Genomic DNA, 18720 nt, shown 5'->3' on the forward strand with positions numbered 1-18720 from the left:
TGATAATGCTGAGTAATAATTTGTAAAATATGGCAAGACGGGGAAGGGCATTCTCCGTCTTGTTGGAGCATTGTGATGCAATTGCTTGGCAATTGCTTTCGCTGTTATAAAAATCGAAATATTTGAATTTTATTATGATTAAGGCATTGCTTAGGTAAAAAGCCAGGTGCAGTCATGTATTAAAATTATTACATGTATATCCCAATGTCGATGAGGCAATAATTTTACTAGGGTTTCAGTAAAGGGGAATATACATGGAGAAATTAAGGATTGCGGCCTTTTTTACAGTGCTTTTTATCTTAATATTATCAATATTTAATTTAAAAATGCATTATCAAATCAACTCTACTCAAACTACCTTGATGAATAGTTATAATAATTTAGGTGCTGAGTTTGTTAGCAGTGAAATCTACATATGGGGGAGGATAGAGGAAAACCAACATAATATAAGCGATTTGCGGGCAATGGCAGGAGATATTTTCAATAAGATGGGAATACGTGAAAACAGTGAGTTTGCGGAAATATCTGACGAAGATGAAGGTGGTCGTAGGTTTGAGATGAAAGGAACGACGGATGACGGGATTGATGCATGCATCAGCATTAAGACCGGCGCCGGACGGGATGAGGGTAGCGAAAGCATCCTTTCGGTGAGCGTTAAGAATTATGCAACCTGTTCGTCAATGGAAGAGGCGGCCAACATAATAAAGGATGCCTTTGAAAATTATCATATCAAACCTGTGATAAATACCATCATTACAGGAAGTTTCCCCGGAAGACTTGACAAAAATCAGGAAGATGATGTCTTGAGGCGTGTTATCAAGAGCACCGGGGCGAAAAAGATCGAAGGCGTTAGAGACAAAAACCTGCTAAGTGTTTCAGCTTATTCTCCCTTCATAAAGGAGTCGGTAAAAGTGAAGGGAAAGGATGTAAACTTAAATCTTGCCATCAGGTATAACTCATATGAGAGTAAAACGTACATATGGCTTGCAGCACCGGTTATAACTACGGAGTATTAGAGTGAGAGCTGGAGTTCCAGGTTGTGGAAGTGAGTTTGGGAAAACAAAAGAAAAAACAGAGAACGTAAGAAAAGGAGAATTAACGTGCCCAAATATATTATCACTGAGGGATCACCTCTAAAAGGGAGAATAAAGGTCAGCGGAGCAAAAAATTCTGTATTGCCTATTATTGCAGCTTCGTTGCTGGCAGATGAGCAAGGCGTTATTGAAGAAGTTCCATACTTGAATGATGTAAAAGTGATGTGTGACTTGCTGGGAGAATTGGGGGCAGAAGTCAAGTTTATTGACAACAATGAAAAATTGGTGATCAACCCGGAAGGTTTATATAATGAAACAGCACCCTATGAGCTCGTGAACAAGATGCGAGCATCTTTTCTAATCATGGGGCCCTTGCTGGCAAAGCTGGGTGTAGCCAAAATACCACTCCCCGGAGGCTGTGCCATAGGCTCAAGACCGGTGGATTTGCATTTGAAGGGGTTTTCAGCCATGGGTGCTGAGATAATCCAGAAGCATGGCTATATTGAAGCAAAGACCAGGGGCAAATTGAAAGGCAATAAGGTTTATCTGGATTTTCCCAGTGTAGGTGCGACCGAGAATATCATGATGGCAGCAACCCTTGCAGAAGGCCAGACAATCATAGAAAATGCGGCAATAGAACCTGAAATAGTTGACCTTGCCACTTATTTGACGGCTATGGGCGCTGATATAAAAGGGGCAGGCACGGATACGATCAAAATAAACGGAGTTAGTTCCCTTAAAGGGGTAAGCCACGCAATCATCCCGGACAGGATAGAAGCAGGCACTTATATGGTAGCTGCGGCCATCACCGGTGGCGATGTTGTTGTGGAAAACGTAGTTCCGGATCACTTAAAGCCGATCACAGCAAAGCTCAGAGAAGCAGGAGTTGTGGTCATTGAAGAGCCGACCAGCATACATATAGCCGGCAGGAATTGCTTGAAGTCGGTAGATATAAAAACTCATCCATACCCAGGATTTCCGACAGACATGCAATCCCAGATGACCTCGCTGATGTGCACAGCGGAAGGGACCAGCATTATAATAGAGACAATTTTCGAGAACCGGTTTATGTATGTTAATGAATTGAAAAGGATGGGTGCCAATATCAAGATAGAAGGAAGAAGCGCTGTTGTAGAAGGCAAGCCCAAACTCCTGGGCGCCCGGGTTAAGGCTACAGATTTGAGGGCAGGTGCGGCATTGATATTGGCAGGCCTGGCTGCGGAAGGCGTCACGGAAATAACGGATATTGAGCATATAGAGAGAGGCTATGTAAACATAGATGGTAAATTGAGATCTCTGGGAGTCAACATAGTGAGATCCGATGATGACTAAGAAATAAATATAATGATTTCGATATAGAGCAATCCTTGTACTATCAGGCATAGATTGCGGAAAAGACGAATGGATGCTGCTTATGCGGTGTCCATTTTTCATTTTTGTTTCAATTCTTTCAACAAATCATAAATGAAGCATGTCCATGAATATATTTATCTGTATGTAGCCATAAAGATTATTTCACGACGTATTCCTCCAATTTAAAGGAGCGATATCCGTACTCCGATAATAATCTTTATAGCAATAAAAAATTTGATGGCAGGTATATGGATGAAGAAGATTATTGTCTATGCGATACTGATGATCATTATTGTCATTATATTTCCGATGCTCATCGTGAGGGGCTGCGATTTGTCCGTAGGAAAGCAAATCCAGGAAGAAATCGAAGAAGGCGGCATTGACAGCACAAACCTGGAGGATGTCATAAAAGATGTTTACATAAAGGTGTACATAAAATCTGAGAATAAGGTACAGGATATGAAGCTGGAAGAATATATAAAGGGAGTAGTCGCTGCGGAGATGCCTGCTGAGTTCGGAATAGAGGCATTAAAAGCTCAGGCTGTCGCAGCAAGGACATATGCCTATGGAAGGCTGAAAAAAATCTATGGTTCTGAGGATGATGGGCATAAAGGTGCGGATATTTGCACCGATGTACACTGCCAGGCGTGGGTCAGCAAAGAAGAGGCTATGGATAAATGGGGAATATTTTCAGCATTTAAGTATTGGAACAAAATAGAGCGGGCTGTGAATGAAACCCGTAATATCATACTGACATATGAAGGCAAGGTCGTAAACCCGGTGTTCCATTCCAGCAGCGGGGGTAGGACAGAGAACGCGGAAGATGTTTGGGAAGGCGCCGGAGAACCATATTTGCGAAGTGTAGTCAGCATGGGGGAAGAAGCATACCCTGGATTTGAGACAGTAGTAAGGATAAAAATAGAGGACTTCCGTAAAACATTGGAAAAGGAGGTCCCTGGAATAAAAATAGGAAGCAACATTATGGAAAATATACAGGTTATTGATTATACCGAGGGCGGACGGGTTAAAAATATAAAGATAGGAAATACTACTTTGAAGGGTACTGACATAAGGAGAATTTTCTCCTTAAAATCAGCGAATTTCAAGATCGAAAAGGAAGACGAGGAGACTTTGAGAATAACTACCATAGGCAATGGACATGGTGTCGGCATGAGCCAATGGGGAGCCAATTACCTTGCAAAAAACGGGAGTACCTATGAAGATATTTTGAAGTATTATTATAGGGGAACGGAATTGGAAATGCTTAAATAAGCTTAAGTTATACATTTAAAGTAAGCCACGCAACGAAATAAACCGAATGAGTTAGCAGAAAGATCAGCTCAAAAAAACAACGGACAAGGTCGGAAAGAGACCTTTAAAAACAGCGTAAAAAGCCATATATTCTCAATTATTTTTCACCTCCATGTATATTGCTGCCAAGGGCGGAAACAATATTATATGGAGGTGGAAATTGTGAACGAAAAAAAATTATTTCCAGAAAAAAAGCTATCAAAAAAAGGTCTGATGGAATTCCTGGATAAAAAGGGATTCTATATTGTATTGATACTATGCATTGCGGTGGTAGGGGTTACGGCAGTTTTTTTAACAATGCAGAATAACGCGCCCATGGAGGATAATAATCCTGAGGCCGAGAATGTAATACCGGAGGAAGATACTGATTCGATTCTTGGAGTTCAGGATCCGGGACCGGCACAGTCATCCATCACTACTGCTGATGAAGACCAGGAGGATGTTGCTGCAAATGCTGTTCCTGATGTTGACGAGGAAGAAAATGTAGCAGCCAAAGATCCCGTACAAAAGGATGACGGGAATAAGGGAACTGAGGAAAAGAAGGAAGATAATAAGAATTCTGAGCCTGCAAAAAATCCTTCCGGCAGCAGTACTTCGACTTCAGCTAAGTCTGAAGAAGAGGTTAAGGAAACTTTTGTGATGCCTGTTTTCGGGCAGATCTCCTATGAATTTGCCCAGGATAAGCTGGCATATTCTAAAACCATGGATGACTGGAGAAAGCATGAAGGCGTGGATATCGCCGCGGACAGAGGAACACCGGTAAAAGCTGTAGCAGCCGGAGTTGTAAGTGAGATAAAGAATGACCCCAGATTTGGAATAACAGTTATCATTGACCATCAGAACGGTATTAAGACGGTCTATGCCAATCTGGCCAGCGATGAGATGGTAACTCCAAACCAGAGGGTGGAGAAGTCGGAAGTAATAGGCAGCATCGGCAATACGGCAGCGTTTGAGTCTGCAGAGCAGTCCCATCTGCATTTCGAGGTATGGAAGGATAATAAACCTGTTGATCCGACGGCATACCTGCCTGAAAATACAGAAGATAAATAAAAAAATAATGAAATATATTGTACTTATATAAGGCAAAGGCAGCATATCAGTTTTATGCTGCCTTTGCTTTTTCCATGCAAAACCGGCCAAATCCGGAAAATTGAAAAGTATGATGGTTGTTGCGAAAGGATTTCATCCAGATTATTCATAAGGGAGCCCTCCAGGGCATATATATACAGTAGTGAACAGTATTTAACCATTTAAATACATTTAAGGCTTGAAAATGGTATAAGTCCGAACGAACAGCATTGCTTAAGGCGGGTTCGAGCTTGGATCAATCCTTAAGGTAAACAAATCAAAGGGGGGCATATAGTTGAAGGGGTATATCGAGGAAAGAGTGATGGAGCTCGCTTACTATATCATCGAAAATAAAACTACCGTAAGAGCAGCAGCTAAAAAGTTTGGAATAAGCAAAAGCACAGTGCACAAGGATGTAACAGAGAGACTTGCAAAGATAAAACCTGCTTTAGCTAATGAAGTTAAGCTGGTGCTTGAAGAGAACAAGGCTGAAAGGCATATAAGGGGAGGCCAGGCTACAAAAGCAAAATATAACAGCAATGCTATATAATAAAATAAATACGGTACATGCTCATGAAAAGCCGGGAAACCGGCTTTTAAGTTTGTACGTTATAAAAATATTGCATTATTAAAATATTATGGTAATATTATAATGAGCGCAGTATCAAATAATTATTTTCATAGATAAGATGTGGAAATTTCATCGATAACTACCTCTGTTATTTTTTGTTTAATGATTTGTTATCGACATGGGAATGCTTTTATAAAGTATGTTGAAAGGGAGATGTTTGTTGTTGGGCTTCGGACAGGATATCGGAATTGACCTTGGAACAGCTTCTGTGCTGGTTTACATAAAGGGAAGGGGAATAGTGCTCAGTGAGCCTTCGGTCGTAGCTATAGACAGAAATACTAACCGGCTTCTTGCGGTAGGAGAAGAGGCCCGTCGGATGTTGGGAAGAACCCCGGGCAACATAATAGCGATAAGGCCCCTCAGAGACGGAGTTATATCGGATTATGACATAACTGAAAGGATGCTTAAATATTTCATAAGCAAGGTTTGTGGCAACAGAGCTTTTAAGCTGTTTAAGCCAAGGATAATGGTATGCGTGCCCAGCGGTGTTACCGAAGTGGAAAAAAGAGCGGTAATTGATGCAGCAATGCAGGCAGGCGCCAGAAAGACCTATCTTATTGAAGAGCCTATTGCGGCTGCGATAGGTGCCGGTATCGACATCTCAAAAGCATGTGGAAGCATGGTCGTAGATATAGGTGGAGGTACTACGGACATAGCAGTAATTTCTCTCGGGGGTATAGTGGTGAGCACCTCCATAAAGGTAGCAGGGGACAAGTTTGATGAAGCCATTGTCCGTTTTATGCGCAAAAAGCATAATATAATGATAGGTGAACGTACGGCTGAAGAGCTTAAAATAAATGTCGGATCGGTGTATCCGAGAGTGCAGGAAGTGACTATGGATATCCGCGGAAGAAATCTCATATCAGGCCTTCCGAAGACTATTACGGTTACTTCTACAGAAATTATGGAGGCGCTGGAAGAGCCGATTTCCAGCGTGGTGGAGGCAGTGCATTCGGTGCTGGAAAAGACACCGCCGGAACTTGCCGCAGACATTAGCGACAGAGGCATAGTTATGACAGGGGGCGGAAGCCTTATATATGGATTGGACAAGCTATTGCAGGAGAAAACGGGCATAAATGTAATCATCGCGGATGACGCTATTTCGTGTGTCGCGTTGGGTACCGGCAAAGCACTGGACAACATTGAGATACTTGAAAAGAGCGCTGTGGCGGAAAACCGAGTGATAAAGAGATAGAACATTTTAAAGGCATATGTGAAAGCATATGCTTTTTTGTGTTAAATTTATTTTAAATATTGCCGATAACTTTTTTGTAAGATAAATAGCTTATCAAATTGCAGGGAAAGCAATTAAGAATATAACATGAAGCGCAGAGGATTGTTCTGTGGCTTTTACTCCGGTTGAAGCCGGATTAAAACGGAAGGTGCATGATGCATCAATATTATTGTCAGGAGAATGTTCTATGATTCGTGGATTGTACACATCAGGTTGGAGCATGCTGGCTAACAGCAAGAAAATGGATGTCATATCCAACAATCTTGCCAATGCAAGCACCAATGCTTATAAAAAAGACACGGTTGTATTTGAAAGCTTTCCGGAGGTTTTGACCCGAAGGCTGAATGATTTCCGGAGCGGCACTAATCGGTCGGGAATAATAGGAACGATGGAGTTAAGCAGTGATGTAGGTGAAATCTATACATATTATCAGCAGGGACAGCTGGCAAAGACGGAAAACCCGCTGGATTTGGCAATTCAGGATGGCGGTACTTCCTTTTTTACCATCAGTGCCGATGACGGAAACGGAAATGTCAGGCAATATTATACCAGGGACGGGTCTTTTAAGTTAAGTGCCGATGGCCGGCTGATCACAGCGGATGGTTACACTGTAATGGGTGAAAACGGACCCATCGTATTGAGTAACGGTGATTTTACAGTAAGGCCGGACGGAACCATAGTGCAGGATGGAGAAGTGGTGGACCGGCTTCTGATAAGGGATTTTGTGGACACCACCGTTTTGAGGAAAGTAGGATCAAACCTTGTGGAGGTGCTGGAAGGCGCTGAGGACAGGCCTTTCACGGGTGTCGTGGCACAGGGTTATCTGGAACAGTCAAATGTGAATGTTGTCAAGGAAATGGTCGATATGATCACAGTTACACGGGCTTATGAGGCAAACCAGAAGGTTATACAAGCCCAGGACAGCACTCTGGAAAAGGCAGTAAACCAAGTAGGCGCAGTAAGATAGGGGGATAAAACTATATGATGAGAGCACTCTGGACAGCAGGTTCAGGAATGACCGCACAGCAGTTTAATGTTGATGTTATATCCAATAACCTGGCAAATGTAAATACAACGGCTTATAAGAAAGACAGGGCAGAATTCAGGGATCTTTTATATGAAACTTTGGAACGGGCATATGTATTAGAAAACGAAGGCAGGCCTGTCAATCTGCAGGTGGGACATGGAACTACCGTAGCCGCTACGGCGAAGGACTTTAGCAAAGGTAATTTTGAAAGGACGGACAACCCCTTGGATTTCGCAATCGATGGCGATGGATTTTTTACCGTATGGGGGCCAAAGGGTGAAGTGGCATATACGAGAGACGGCAGCTTCAAATTAAGCGCATCGGATTATGAACTGAAGCTTACTACGTCCGAAGGCTATCCTGTTCTGGATGACATGGGAAATGATATTGTTTTCAGCTCTGATTTCAATGTGTCCAAGCTGGTGGTTTCTTCCACCGGTGAGCTGAGTTATATCGACGAGACAGGAAACACCGTGCCTCTTGGTCAGACCATCGGAATCGTTTCCTTCCCGAATGTGAATGGTCTTGAAAGCATAGGTGGAAACCTTTATTCGTGGACTTCAGCGTGTGGAGAGCCAATATCAAATTATGACGCCACAAACAAGAGCCTGATCGTTCAGAACTTTTTGGAAGCATCCAATGTTAAGGTAGTGGAAGAAATGGTGAAGCTCATAGTAGCCCAGAGAGCCTATGAGTTGAATTCAAAAGCGATACAGTCAGCGGATGAAATGTTGGGCCAGGCCAACAACCTGAAGAGATAATGGTTGACTGCTGATCCGTTTTTGTGGAAGCGGTCCGGCGGTCGTTAATATATGGCAGAACAGGTATCAAGGTGATGAATTATGGATATAAGTAAAATAGGCAATAATCTGATGGACAGCATGATACATGAAGCAAAGAGCATCAAGGTTGATGAAAGCGATTTTGAAGCCAGGCTTCAGAAGGCTATGGATGAAGGCGATAAAAAAGCTCTGAAACAGGCTTGTGCAGATTTTGAGTCCATATTTCTGAGCATGCTTTACAAGCAAATGAAAGCGACGATACCAAAGTCGGATCTTGTTCCGGCGAGCGCAGGCAGGGATATATTTGAATCCATGCTGGATGAAAAGATTGTGGAGAAGGCTGCTGAAAGCGGAGGAATCGGCCTGGCGGATTCATTGTATAAGCAGCTCAGCAAACAGGCAGAAAATCGGTATAAGGTTGCAGGTGAGGATGAATAGGGCGTTGAGAAAGATACCCGCATTGATCATATTTACATTAATAATAGCAATTATGTCCTTCATATTAATATATGCAGGACATTTTTTGTTTGAAGAAAAAGTGGATGAAGAGAAAAAAGAAGAACCGGGTCCGGTGGAAATTCTGCCGCCACCGGTTAATTATCTGAGGCTTAAGGAAACAATAAACGGCAACAAGCAGGAGATAAACATATTGGAAATCGACCCCGGCAGTGAAAAAGTTAGAGTTAAACCCGTACTATCCTTTGACAGCATCTTCGGCTTCGAAAAATTGACTGAAATAGCCGCAAGGAGCAATGCCTACGCTGCAGTAAATGCAGGCTTTTTCTACGAATATGGGCAGCCCTCGGGGATGGTTATGATAGACGGAAAGCTGATTTCAGCATCTACCGGGGAGTATCCTGTTTTTATAATAGCGGGAGGGAAGGCGGAATTGAAGGAAATTGACATGGAATTGCGCCTTTCTTACGGCACAGGGGAAATCGAAATTGACAGCATGAATACTTTAGGAAATAGTGGAAAAGCTGTTGTATATACACGTGAATTTGGAACAACCAACAGAGCGGAGACGGAAAATATCACAGTTACTGTTCGAAACAACAAGGTGGAAAGCATCTCCGAGTATTCAGGAGAAGTGAGCATACCAAAGGACGGTTTCCTTCTTACCTTTTACAAGCCTTACAGGTATGATTTGAGCAATATGCCGATACAGGAAGGGGAAAGGGTAGAACTTATACAGGCTCCTGCCTTGGGAGAAGATGCCCAGGCATACGAATGCGGCGATTGGATAGTTAAGGATGGACAGATAGTCATAGGAGAGCGCAGCAAATGGGTAGGCTCGTTGGAAAACCGGGACCCCCGCACAGCTATAGGCATCAAGGCGGATGGTACCATAGTTTTGATGACGGTGGACGGGCGACAGCCTGAACACAGTGTTGGATTTACAGGAAAGGAGCTCGGAGATTTCCTTCTGAAGTACGGTGTTGTAAATGCAGCGATGCTGGATGGTGGAGCATCTACTGAAATGGTGCTGGAGGGAAATATCGTGAACAGGCCTTCGTACAAAGGTGCCGAAAGGCTTGTTGCCGGAGCGTTTGTGGTAATAATGGAAGATTGATGGTTGACAATTATGACCAGATGATATAAATTAGTAATATGAGGTGATTGTCATATGCTTTCAAACATGGAAGTCCGTAAAATACTTCCTCACAGATACCCTTTTCTGCTGGTGGACAGGGTTGATGAACTGGAGCCTGGGAAGAGGGCGGTTGCAATAAAAAATGTTACGGCCAATGAGCCTTTTTTTCAGGGCCATTTTCCGGATTATCCGATAATGCCCGGTGTGCTTATAACTGAAGCTCTCGCCCAGACCGCAGGCATAGCAGCTTCCGTACCGGAGAAAGACGAAGGCAAACTGGGAGTGCTGGCCGGAATTGATTCAATGAAGTTCAAAAAGCAGGTGATGCCGGGGGATACTCTGAAGCTGGAAGCTGAAATATTGTCAAACAGGATGGGCGTTGTTAAAGCAAAGGTGCGGGCATCGGTGGACGGACAGACTGCAGCAGAAGGAGAGATAAAATTTGCCATGGTAAAGGTGGATAAATAGCTTTTTGCTTTGCTACTCATAACAATCAGTACATCCGTTATTAGCTGAATATATTTCAAAACTACATAGGTCTAATATTGCTAAATGGGGGTGGGATTTGATCCCACCCCCATTTGTTTAATCAGCAGCTGCTAAACGCCTACCGCCGCAGCTTCTGTATTTTTGCTGAGGAACATTTCACCGACTTTGTATATATCTCCTGCTCCCATAGTGATAATAATATCTCCGGGAGCAGAATTAGCGGTAAGATAGTCGACAATAGTGTCAAAACTGCCCAGGTAGATGGCATCCTGCCCATTATTCCTGATTCTGTCCGCCAGCATGCTGGCATGGACAGTTCCGTTATCCGCTTCCCGGGCAGCATAGATATCGGCGATGATTACGGAATCGGCATATGTAAAAGCTGTGGAGAAGTCATCCATCAATGTCTGCGTTCTCGTATAGGTATGGGGCTGGAATACACACCATATCTTCGATGCCTTGACGGCTTTCGCTGCCTTTAGAGTCGCACGTATCTCAGAAGGATGATGAGCATAGTCGTCTATAACCCTTATTCCATTGACAAATCCCTTTGTCTCAAACCTTCTGTGAGTACCTCTGAAAGCCGCAAGCCCTTCTTTTATTGATGGGATGCTTAAGCCCAGAGAATAACAGGATGCTATAGCTGCAAGGGAATTGCTGACATTATGTAATCCTGGTACGCTGAGCTTTATTTCGTCGATTTCCTCGCCATCATGCAAAAGGGTATAGGATGCGCATCCTCTGTCATCAAATTTAATATCTTTCGCGCTCCATGTGGCGTCTTTCGATCCTACCCCGTAAGTCACCTTGTTACGGGTTACTTTATCCATCAGGGTTCTTATGTTTTCATCATCAACACAAGCGACAACATAGCCATTTTCGGGAACACTGCACATAAACTTCAAAAAAGCGGATTTTATGTGTTCTATGTCTTTGAAATAATCTACATGATCGAGTTCTATATTTAAGACAACTGCCAGGAAGGGATGAAATTTCAGGAAGCTCTCATAGTATTCGCAGGCTTCTGCTATAAAATATTCATCTCCACCGAGCCTCGTATTTCCTCCAATCGATTCCAGTTCTCCTCCAATATTTACAGAGGGATCCTTTCCGGCTTTCATCATGATGGTAGTTATCATCGATGTAGTAGTTGTTTTGCCGTGAGTTCCGGATATTGCAATGCTGTAAGGATATGATTTCATAATTTCGCCCAGAAGGGCAGCCCTGTCGATCACGGGTATGCCCATGTTCCTGGCCTTGACAAGTTCGGGATTATCTTCTTTGACAGCAACGGTGTACACGACCATGTCGGCACCGGTAACATTTTCTTCGCTATGATAAGGATATATTTTTGCTCCCATTTTTTTCAGCTTATCTGTTATGTATGAAACCTTTTTGTCAGAACCGGATACTTTGTATCCCAGATCCAACAGAATTTCTGCCAAACCACTCATGCTGCTTCCGCCTATACCTATAAAATGTATATGCTCTATATTTTGTGAGTCAAGCAAGGTTAATCGTTTCAAAATAAACACTCCTTCAATTGAAAAATGTGCAGCATATAATAATACTTCTTTTTCTAAATAATACACCTTTTTTGGCTATTTGTAAAAACGCAAAATTCCCAATTATTATTATATGCATAATCTGGCATAATTATTAACAATAATTAGAAATTTTTATTAAATATCAATTATTCTGTTATTTTTCCGAATAATTAAAATAAAAAGTGTTAAAATATTCGTAATTATATAGTATAATATATCTAATAATTTTCTGAATTGAGGTTGAAATGATGGATAAACTCCCAAGAAATGAACGCATAGCGACATTAGTAAAATTGCTTTCCGACTCCCCGGGCAAAATTTTTACCCTAGGAGGCTTTGCTGAAATGTTCGGGTCTGCAAAGTCAACCATCAGCGAGGATATTGATATAGTAGGGAACATATTGTCAAAACTGGATTTGGGTCATGTGGAGACAATATCCGGAGCCTTGGGAGGAGTGAGATTTATTCCTTCAATGAGCAAAGACAGGGCTGTACGTATCCTGGAGGGCCTTTGTGCTGAGCTATGCAGGAAGGAGCGCCTTCTTCCTGGGGGGTTTATTTACATGCTGGATATAATATATAATCCTGAGTGGATCGACGATATAGGTTATATTTTTGCCGGGCATTTTTTCCCCAAATCCATAGACTACGTAGTAACTGTGGAAACAAAGGGAATACCTCTGGCTCTTGCTACCGCAAAGCACCTTGGCGTGCCCCTGGTAATAGTCAGACGCAATAGTGAGGCTGCCGAAGGAGCATCCGTAAGCATCAATTATGTATCCGGTTCTTCGAAGAAGCTTCAGACAATGGTGCTGTCCCTAAGATCCCTCAAGAGAAACTCCAGGCTGCTTTTTGTGGATGATTTCATGAAGGGCGGAGGTACGGCAAAAGGGATTGCTGAACTGGCAAAGGAGTTTGAGTGCGAAGTTGCAGGAATCGGGGTGCTTGTCGAAACCGCGGAACCAAATAAAAAGTTGGTAGAGGAATATTTTTCATTGCTGCTGCTTCAAAAGGTTGACGAGGAAGCAGGTGTAATCGATATTAAACTAAGCCCCAATTGGAGCCGGATATAATGTTGGTATAATTAAGTTAAAAGTAGACAATATATTATTGAATATTAAAAATATATAAAAAATAATTTATAAAAGAAGGAAATATGAAATTTATATCGAATAATTATATATACATTATATTACGGAAGGTGGTAGCATCTTATGGAGATCACGGACATTCGCATTAGAAAGATCGATGTTGAAGGCAAGATGAAAGCGGTTGTTTCTGTAACATTTGATAACGAGTTTGTTGTCCATGATATAAAGGTTATAGAAAGTCAGAACGGCCTATTTATTGCAATGCCAAGCAGAAAAACTCCGGACGGTGAATTCAAAGATATCGCACATCCTATAAATGCGGCTGCAAGAGAAAAGATACAGAAAGCAATCCTGGAAAAATATGAGACTACTGCATCAGCCGAATAATTGGTAAGATAAGATTTCATTTCCACGAAATTAAGTTCTTGTTTATTAACAGCTGAATTATATTAACATTGCACATGATGAGGACAAACCTTTCGCTCAACGTGAAGGGTTTTTTTATTATTCCGGGTTTTGGAAACAGCTTTAATTTTAGGGGTTTTAATACGTCACTAAATTTGCTTGTTGAAAAAGGAAAGGAAAAGTGAGAAAATATAACCGGAAAAAAGGAGGGTAATGGAAATGGAATATATTGCGGCCCTTATCCTGGCAGCAGGAGAAGGAAAAAGGATGAAATCTAACACTTCAAAGGTTTTACATAAAGTTGCGGGAAAACCTGTTGTAGAATGGGTTTACGAGTCGGTGAAAAAGGCAGGAATAGAAGACAGCATATTGGTTGTGGGGCATAAAGCCGACCAGGTTAAAGAATATATGAAGGACAGAGTAAAATATGCTTTTCAGGAGAAGCAGCTGGGTACCGGCCATGCGGTCATGCAGGCAGAGGAGTTCCTTGCCGGTAAAGACGGTTATGTGCTGGTGCTTTATGGAGATACACCTCTGATAACATCGCAGACAATTTCAGATACATTAAAATTCCATAAAGAAAATAACAATTCTGCCACGGTTATAACGGCAGAATTAAGCGACCCTACAGGCTATGGAAGGATAGTAAGGGATGATAAAGGGAATGTATTGAGGATAGTTGAGCATAAGGATGCCAATGATGAGGAAAGAAGCATAAAAGAGGTTAATTCCGGAATGTACTGCTTCACTATAAAATACCTCCTCGAGGCTCTTAAGGGATTGAGCAATAATAACAGCCAGGGAGAGTATTACCTTACCGATACTCTGGAAATACTTATTAACAGAGGCTTAAAGGTAGGCACCATTAAAGTGGCAGACTCCAGCGAGATTCTTGGAATAAACGACAGGGTTCAGCTGGCAGAAGCTTCTGAAATCATGAGAAGGCGCATACTTACAAAGCTTATGAGGTCCGGAGTTACGATAATTGACCCTGCTTCGACATACATAGATGATGGTGTGGAAATCGGTATGGATACCATAATATATCCGGGAACAATACTGGAGAAGGGCACTGTTATCGGAGAAAATTGCATTATTGGGCCAAATAGCAGGATAGTAGGCGCCACAATAGGCAATAATGTTGAAGTGAATAATTCTGTAGTGCTGGAAAGCACGGTAGGGGATGACACACATGTCGGTCCTTTTGCTTACATGAGGCCGGGAAGCACAGTGGGAAGGCATGTAAAGATAGGAGATTTTGTTGAGATAAAGAACTCAAATATAGGGGATGAAACCAAGATATCTCATCTTACCTATGTTGGAGATGCAGACGTCGGAAAGAATGTAAACTTAGGCTGCGGCGTTGTATTTGTCAACTATGACGGCAAGAAAAAGAACAGGACGGTTGTTGGCGATAACGCTTTTATTGGATGCAATGTGAATTTGGTATCTCCGGTGAAGGTCGGGGAGGATGCCTATATAGCTGCCGGATCAACCATAACGGAGGAGGTTCCGGAGAACTCTCTGGCTATTGCTAGGTGCAGGCAGACAATAAAGGAGAACTGGGTAATCAACAGAGGTATGCAGAGGAAGAAGGATTAATTATATTTAGGTAGTGTCAAAAGTTCTATGAAAGAATAAAATTTTGACGCCAGAAATGAGAGTATTTACCAAATATGCACATTGGAAACCAAATAAGCAACAAGAAAAACCATGGGAATATAATACCTGTGGATTTGATGGATAACCCGCCCGAGGCATGGATAACAAGTGGATAAAGCATTGGCAACGAAAAGCGTGTTGCCAACACTTTATCACACAAGTTACCCACACCCCTCAAATCAGCGGGTTACCCACAAACTCCACAGGTTCGGCGGCGACTGTTTTGCTATGCTATGCTACAAAAATAAGAGGATGAATTTCGTTCCTTAAGCAGATTGTTGGGCTTTGATGTATTCTTGGGACATTTTAATGAGTGTAACCCACCTGGCAGGCATATTAGGCCGGTCTTTGAGCTCTTCTAAGACCACCGGCACCCTGCCTTCCAGAGAGGAATGAGGCCTTAGGAAGTTGAAGTAGGCTACAAACAGTGTAAGGAAGGATACTGAACCTGCATAGTTGTTAAAACCGTTGGTGGGTCTGTAGTTTCCCTTGAAGGTGCGGTTTAACCTTTCGATGATCTGCTTTAAAGGCCTGTATTCTTCGGAGATAGGGTCGTCGTTGGTAAGACCGATTACCTGCTTTATGTCAAAGTGGATGCCGTACTGGGCGAAATAGTGTTGAGCAAGCATGTAAATAGGGTTCCCGTCAAAGATCAGGGTAAGATCCTCAGGAAGCTTATCGAACTTGGACAATGCTTCGTCAAGAGCATAAATTGCAGCTTTAACATCACGGTTGGCAGAGACGGGGTATGAGAGGATAATCTTCTTTACTGCGTCGAATATAAAGAATACGTAATGCCATTTGCCCAGAACCTTTATGTACGTCTCATCCCCGCAGATGGAATCTGAGAGATCATACTTGTAGTTGTCAATGAAGGGTTTAATGTTTGTGGCAACAGCATCGGCATAATTTGATACCGACTGATGAGAAACACTTACACCATGTACTTCACGCATAAGGGCAGCTGTCATCCGGGTAGAAAGGCCAAAATTGACATGGTATGTAAGTATCAGCCCCAGGACGTGAGGAGAGACATAAAGCCTTGATATATCTACACTCGGAGGCTGGGAAGGCTTTCTTACCAAAGGCTCAAAGTCAATATCAAACTCCCTGTAGATGTAATGGAGCTTGAAATCATGTGGAGAAGACTTGTAGCGCTGCTTGTCTTCCTCGGACATGGAATTGAGCCTGTCAAGGTAATAGGGGCACTTGGAGTTGGTGCACTTATGTACGTTGAAGTCCTTACGCTCTTTCTTAAGTTCCAGTGTCCTTCCACAGTGGGGGCAGAGGAAGATGAGATTTTTTAGGTAACGGTTTTTCTTGTTGAAAGTGCACTTGCAGACTTTGCATAAGTACTGGCCTTTACCACCGGTATTGTCGTAAAGGTATTCATGAGGAGCTCCACATCTTGGGCAGGCCATAGTATCAGGGACTGTAGAAGCTTTTCTCCTTGTAATAGGGGTTATAAGCTTACCGGTTTCCTTGAGATGATTTGAAATAAGCTGCTTATAATCAAGCTTCTCAAGTGTCTCAATAATCGGCATGGTATCCACCACAAGCTTGCGGTAAGGCTTCCTAACAGGCTCATCGTAGTACTTGCGGACGGATCCTTTACTAAAGAGTGCACACATGAGGTAAATGATAATTTTAGCTTGTATTTGAATGTATAGTAGTAAAACTGTTATAATGTTGTTCAAAGGTACTTAACTCCTTTCTTTGGGGGTTGTCCAGCAACAACATTATACCAAAAAAAGGGCAAGTACCTTTGCCTTTCTATACATTCTTAATTTCCAGTTAAATGAGGGTAAAACCCTTAATAATATAAAAGCAAGTAAAACCAAGGGTTAGAGGTCAAAAGCATATCAAAACTTTTGACACTACCTATATTTAGGAGAGGGTAAATCTATGAATTTGCATGGAAAAGATATTAAAATTTTTTCTGGAAATTCCAATAGGGCTTTGGCAGAAGAGATAGCGGAAAGAATCGGGTTGCCTGTAGGTAAAGCGACGGTTGGGAAATTCAGCGATGGAGAGACCAGCATAAATATCGGAGAGGTTGTAAGAGGATCGGATGTTTTTATCATCCAGTCAACCTGTGATCCTGTGAATGACAATCTCGTTGAGCTCCTTATAATGATAGATGCCATGAAAAGAGCTTCTGCGGGCAGGATAACAGCAGTCATTCCATATTACGGTTATGCAAGGCAGGACAGAAAAGCCAGGGCCAGGGATCCGATTTCAGCTAAGCTGGTGGCCAACTTAATAACAGTGGCCGGCGCCGACAGGATTCTGACAATGGATCTGCATGCCCCTCAGCTTCAGGGCTTCTTTGATATACCGGTGGATCACCTGCACGGAGGCCCCATATTGGCCGAGCATTTTAAAGCTAAGTTCCAAAGTCTTGATGATGTCGTAGTGGTTGCGCCGGATGTAGGCGGAGTTACCCGTGCCAGGAAGTTCGCCGAGGTTTTGGAAGTACCTCTGGCAATTATCGATAAAAGAAGGCCCAAAGCCAATGTATCTGAAATAATGAACATAATAGGTGATGTGGAGAATAAGAGGGTAATCCTCATTGATGATATCATAGATACCGGAGGCACTATAGTAAATGCAGCCAATGCACTTAGGGAAATAGGGGCTAAGGAAGTATACGCCTGCTGTACCCATGGTGTGCTGTCCGGACCGGCAATTGAGAGAATACAAGCATCCCAACTGGAAAAGCTTGTGATGCTTAATACTATACCCTTGCCGGAGGAAAAAAGGATAGACAAGATTGTGCAGCTATCTGTGGCAGGAATATTAGCTGAAGCCATCGAAAGGATTTACAGTGATAAATCCATAAGTACACTGTTTACGCAGCGCTAAAGTTTTTACATGAGGTGTTCGCTTTGGAGGATATTTTTATAATCGTGGGTTTGGGAAATCCCGGCCCACGGTATGACAATACAAGGCATAATGTGGGATTTGATACGATAGACCTGCTTTCTGCCAAACATGGAATAAAAGTTAGCAAGTTAAAGCATAAGGCACTAATAGGCGACGGTATGATTGAGGGAAAAAAGGTAATCCTCGTCAAACCGCAGACTTTTATGAATCTCAGCGGAGAAAGCGTGAGAGACATTCTGGAATGGTACAAGGTGCCTCTCAAAAACCTGATTATAATATATGACGATATTGATCTGGCGCCAGGAAAGATCCGCATACGCCCCAAAGGAAGTGCGGGCACACATAACGGCATGAGGTCTGTCATATATCAGATACAATCGGATGAATTTCCCCGGGTCAGGATAGGAATAGGCAAAGCGCCTGAAGGATGGGATCTGGCTGATTATGTTCTCAGCAAATTCAATCCGGATGAAAGGGAAGTTATATCCGAAAGCATATGCAACGCTGCCGATGCTGTTGCCACGATAATAAAATCGGGAACAGAAACAGCAATGAACAGGTTTAATGGATAGGGCGGCAAACAGTAAGTAACAACCAACAACTATA

18 protein-coding genes are annotated in these 18720 nt (G+C 42.5%); 16 read left to right on the plus strand and 2 right to left on the minus strand.

Annotation, left to right across the window (positions count from 1 at the left end; translation table 11 throughout):
- Nucleotides 1-362: 362 nt before the first annotated feature.
- The 11 genes from CDO33_RS00190 (at nucleotide 363) to fabZ (ending at nucleotide 10502) form a co-directional block, all read left to right on the plus strand.
- A complete protein-coding gene (locus CDO33_RS00190; protein WP_161496669.1) occupies nucleotides 363-1016 on the plus strand; it encodes a YwmB family TATA-box binding protein in 654 nt (217 codons plus the stop codon).
- 84 nt (nucleotides 1017-1100) lie between these two features.
- Nucleotides 1101-2366: a UDP-N-acetylglucosamine 1-carboxyvinyltransferase gene (gene murA, locus CDO33_RS00195; RefSeq protein ID WP_103082144.1), complete on the plus strand. Its 1266-nt coding sequence runs from the start codon at nucleotides 1101-1103 to the stop codon at nucleotides 2364-2366.
- Nucleotides 2367-2639: 273 nt separating this feature from the next.
- Nucleotides 2640-3659 carry a stage II sporulation protein D gene (spoIID, locus tag CDO33_RS00200; RefSeq protein WP_103082143.1) on the plus strand — a complete coding sequence of 340 codons (1020 nt, stop codon included), beginning with the start codon at nucleotides 2640-2642 and terminating at the stop codon, nucleotides 3657-3659.
- Nucleotides 3660-3860: 201 nt separating this feature from the next.
- Complete coding sequence (locus CDO33_RS00205) at nucleotides 3861-4748, plus strand: M23 family metallopeptidase (protein WP_103082142.1); 888 nt, start codon at nucleotides 3861-3863, stop codon at nucleotides 4746-4748.
- A 313-nt stretch (nucleotides 4749-5061) separates the two neighbouring features.
- Nucleotides 5062-5316 carry a sporulation transcriptional regulator SpoIIID gene (spoIIID, locus tag CDO33_RS00210; protein WP_103082141.1) on the plus strand — a complete coding sequence of 85 codons (255 nt, stop codon included), beginning with the start codon at nucleotides 5062-5064 and terminating at the stop codon, nucleotides 5314-5316.
- A gap of 244 nt (nucleotides 5317-5560) precedes the next feature.
- Nucleotides 5561-6592, plus strand: coding sequence for a rod shape-determining protein (gene mreB / locus CDO33_RS00215; protein ID WP_103082140.1), 1032 nt, complete (start codon nucleotides 5561-5563; stop codon nucleotides 6590-6592).
- Between the two features lie 226 nt (nucleotides 6593-6818).
- A complete protein-coding gene (locus tag CDO33_RS00220; RefSeq protein WP_103082166.1) occupies nucleotides 6819-7598 on the plus strand; it encodes a flagellar hook-basal body protein in 780 nt (259 codons plus the stop codon).
- 14 nt (nucleotides 7599-7612) lie between these two features.
- Nucleotides 7613-8419 (plus strand): flagellar basal-body rod protein FlgG, encoded by an 807-nt coding sequence (flgG, locus tag CDO33_RS00225; RefSeq protein WP_103082139.1) that lies wholly within the window; start codon nucleotides 7613-7615, stop codon nucleotides 8417-8419.
- Between the two features lie 81 nt (nucleotides 8420-8500).
- On the plus strand, nucleotides 8501-8878 hold the full coding sequence (locus CDO33_RS00230; protein WP_103082138.1) for a rod-binding protein: 378 nt from the start codon (nucleotides 8501-8503) through the stop codon (nucleotides 8876-8878).
- Nucleotides 8879-8882: 4 nt separating this feature from the next.
- Nucleotides 8883-10013, plus strand: a complete 1131-nt coding sequence (locus tag CDO33_RS00235; RefSeq protein ID WP_161496549.1) for a phosphodiester glycosidase family protein — start codon at nucleotides 8883-8885, stop codon at nucleotides 10011-10013.
- A 54-nt stretch (nucleotides 10014-10067) separates the two neighbouring features.
- Nucleotides 10068-10502 (plus strand): 3-hydroxyacyl-ACP dehydratase FabZ, encoded by a 435-nt coding sequence (fabZ, locus tag CDO33_RS00240; RefSeq protein WP_103082136.1) that lies wholly within the window; start codon nucleotides 10068-10070, stop codon nucleotides 10500-10502.
- A gap of 131 nt (nucleotides 10503-10633) precedes the next feature.
- On the opposite strand, the gene murC is transcribed toward fabZ, so the two are convergent.
- Complete coding sequence (gene murC / locus CDO33_RS00245) at nucleotides 10634-12052, minus strand: UDP-N-acetylmuramate--L-alanine ligase (protein ID WP_479690682.1); 1419 nt, start codon at nucleotides 12050-12052, stop codon at nucleotides 10634-10636.
- Nucleotides 12053-12318: 266 nt separating this feature from the next.
- On the opposite strand from murC, the gene purR reads away from it, so the two are divergent.
- The 3 genes from purR (at nucleotide 12319) to glmU (ending at nucleotide 15168) form a co-directional block, all read left to right on the plus strand.
- Nucleotides 12319-13143, plus strand: a complete 825-nt coding sequence (gene purR, locus CDO33_RS00250) for a pur operon repressor (protein WP_103082134.1) — start codon at nucleotides 12319-12321, stop codon at nucleotides 13141-13143.
- A gap of 141 nt (nucleotides 13144-13284) precedes the next feature.
- The gene (spoVG, locus tag CDO33_RS00255; RefSeq protein ID WP_103082133.1) at nucleotides 13285-13548 is read left to right on the plus strand and encodes a septation regulator SpoVG; all 264 of its coding nucleotides are present in this window, start codon (nucleotides 13285-13287) and stop codon (nucleotides 13546-13548) included.
- Between the two features lie 237 nt (nucleotides 13549-13785).
- The gene (gene glmU / locus CDO33_RS00260) at nucleotides 13786-15168 is read left to right on the plus strand and encodes a bifunctional UDP-N-acetylglucosamine diphosphorylase/glucosamine-1-phosphate N-acetyltransferase GlmU (RefSeq protein ID WP_103082132.1); all 1383 of its coding nucleotides are present in this window, start codon (nucleotides 13786-13788) and stop codon (nucleotides 15166-15168) included.
- Between the two features lie 326 nt (nucleotides 15169-15494).
- Here glmU and CDO33_RS00265 read toward each other — a convergent pair whose 3' ends face one another.
- Nucleotides 15495-16859 carry a DDE-type integrase/transposase/recombinase gene (locus tag CDO33_RS00265; protein ID WP_207655289.1) on the minus strand — a complete coding sequence of 455 codons (1365 nt, stop codon included), beginning with the start codon at nucleotides 16857-16859 and terminating at the stop codon, nucleotides 15495-15497.
- A gap of 274 nt (nucleotides 16860-17133) precedes the next feature.
- Here CDO33_RS00265 and CDO33_RS00270 point away from each other — a divergent pair, with 274 nt between their 5' ends.
- The gene (locus CDO33_RS00270) at nucleotides 17134-18093 is read left to right on the plus strand and encodes a ribose-phosphate diphosphokinase (protein ID WP_103082038.1); all 960 of its coding nucleotides are present in this window, start codon (nucleotides 17134-17136) and stop codon (nucleotides 18091-18093) included.
- 23 nt (nucleotides 18094-18116) lie between these two features.
- Complete coding sequence (gene pth, locus CDO33_RS00275) at nucleotides 18117-18686, plus strand: aminoacyl-tRNA hydrolase (RefSeq protein WP_103082037.1); 570 nt, start codon at nucleotides 18117-18119, stop codon at nucleotides 18684-18686.
- Nucleotides 18687-18720: the final 34 nt, after the last annotated feature.

The sequence above is a fragment of the Clostridium thermosuccinogenes genome, from assembly GCF_002896855.1.
GTDB classification, from domain to species: Bacteria; Bacillota; Clostridia; order Acetivibrionales; family DSM-5807; genus Pseudoclostridium; species Pseudoclostridium thermosuccinogenes.

Bases quoted from the DNA above. Each gene is read 5' to 3' on its own strand.
- CDO33_RS00190 (WP_161496669.1), top strand. From the start codon at position 363: ATGAATAGTTATAATAATTTAGGTGCTGAGTTTGTTAGCAGTGAAATC.
- spoIID (WP_103082143.1), top strand. From the start codon at position 2,640: ATGAAGAAGATTATTGTCTATGCGATACTGATGATCATTATTGTCATT.
- CDO33_RS00220 (WP_103082166.1), top strand. From the start codon at position 6,819: ATGATTCGTGGATTGTACACATCAGGTTGGAGCATGCTGGCTAACAGC.
- flgG (WP_103082139.1), top strand. From the start codon at position 7,613: ATGATGAGAGCACTCTGGACAGCAGGTTCAGGAATGACCGCACAGCAG.
- CDO33_RS00230 (WP_103082138.1), top strand. From the start codon at position 8,501: ATGGATATAAGTAAAATAGGCAATAATCTGATGGACAGCATGATACAT.
- fabZ (WP_103082136.1), top strand. From the start codon at position 10,068: ATGCTTTCAAACATGGAAGTCCGTAAAATACTTCCTCACAGATACCCT.
- purR (WP_103082134.1), top strand. From the start codon at position 12,319: ATGGATAAACTCCCAAGAAATGAACGCATAGCGACATTAGTAAAATTG.
- spoVG (WP_103082133.1), top strand. From the start codon at position 13,285: ATGGAGATCACGGACATTCGCATTAGAAAGATCGATGTTGAAGGCAAG.
- glmU (WP_103082132.1), top strand. From the start codon at position 13,786: ATGGAATATATTGCGGCCCTTATCCTGGCAGCAGGAGAAGGAAAAAGG.
- CDO33_RS00265 (WP_207655289.1), bottom strand. From the start codon at position 16,859: ATGTGTGCACTCTTTAGTAAAGGATCCGTCCGCAAGTACTACGATGAG.
- CDO33_RS00270 (WP_103082038.1), top strand. From the start codon at position 17,134: ATGAATTTGCATGGAAAAGATATTAAAATTTTTTCTGGAAATTCCAAT.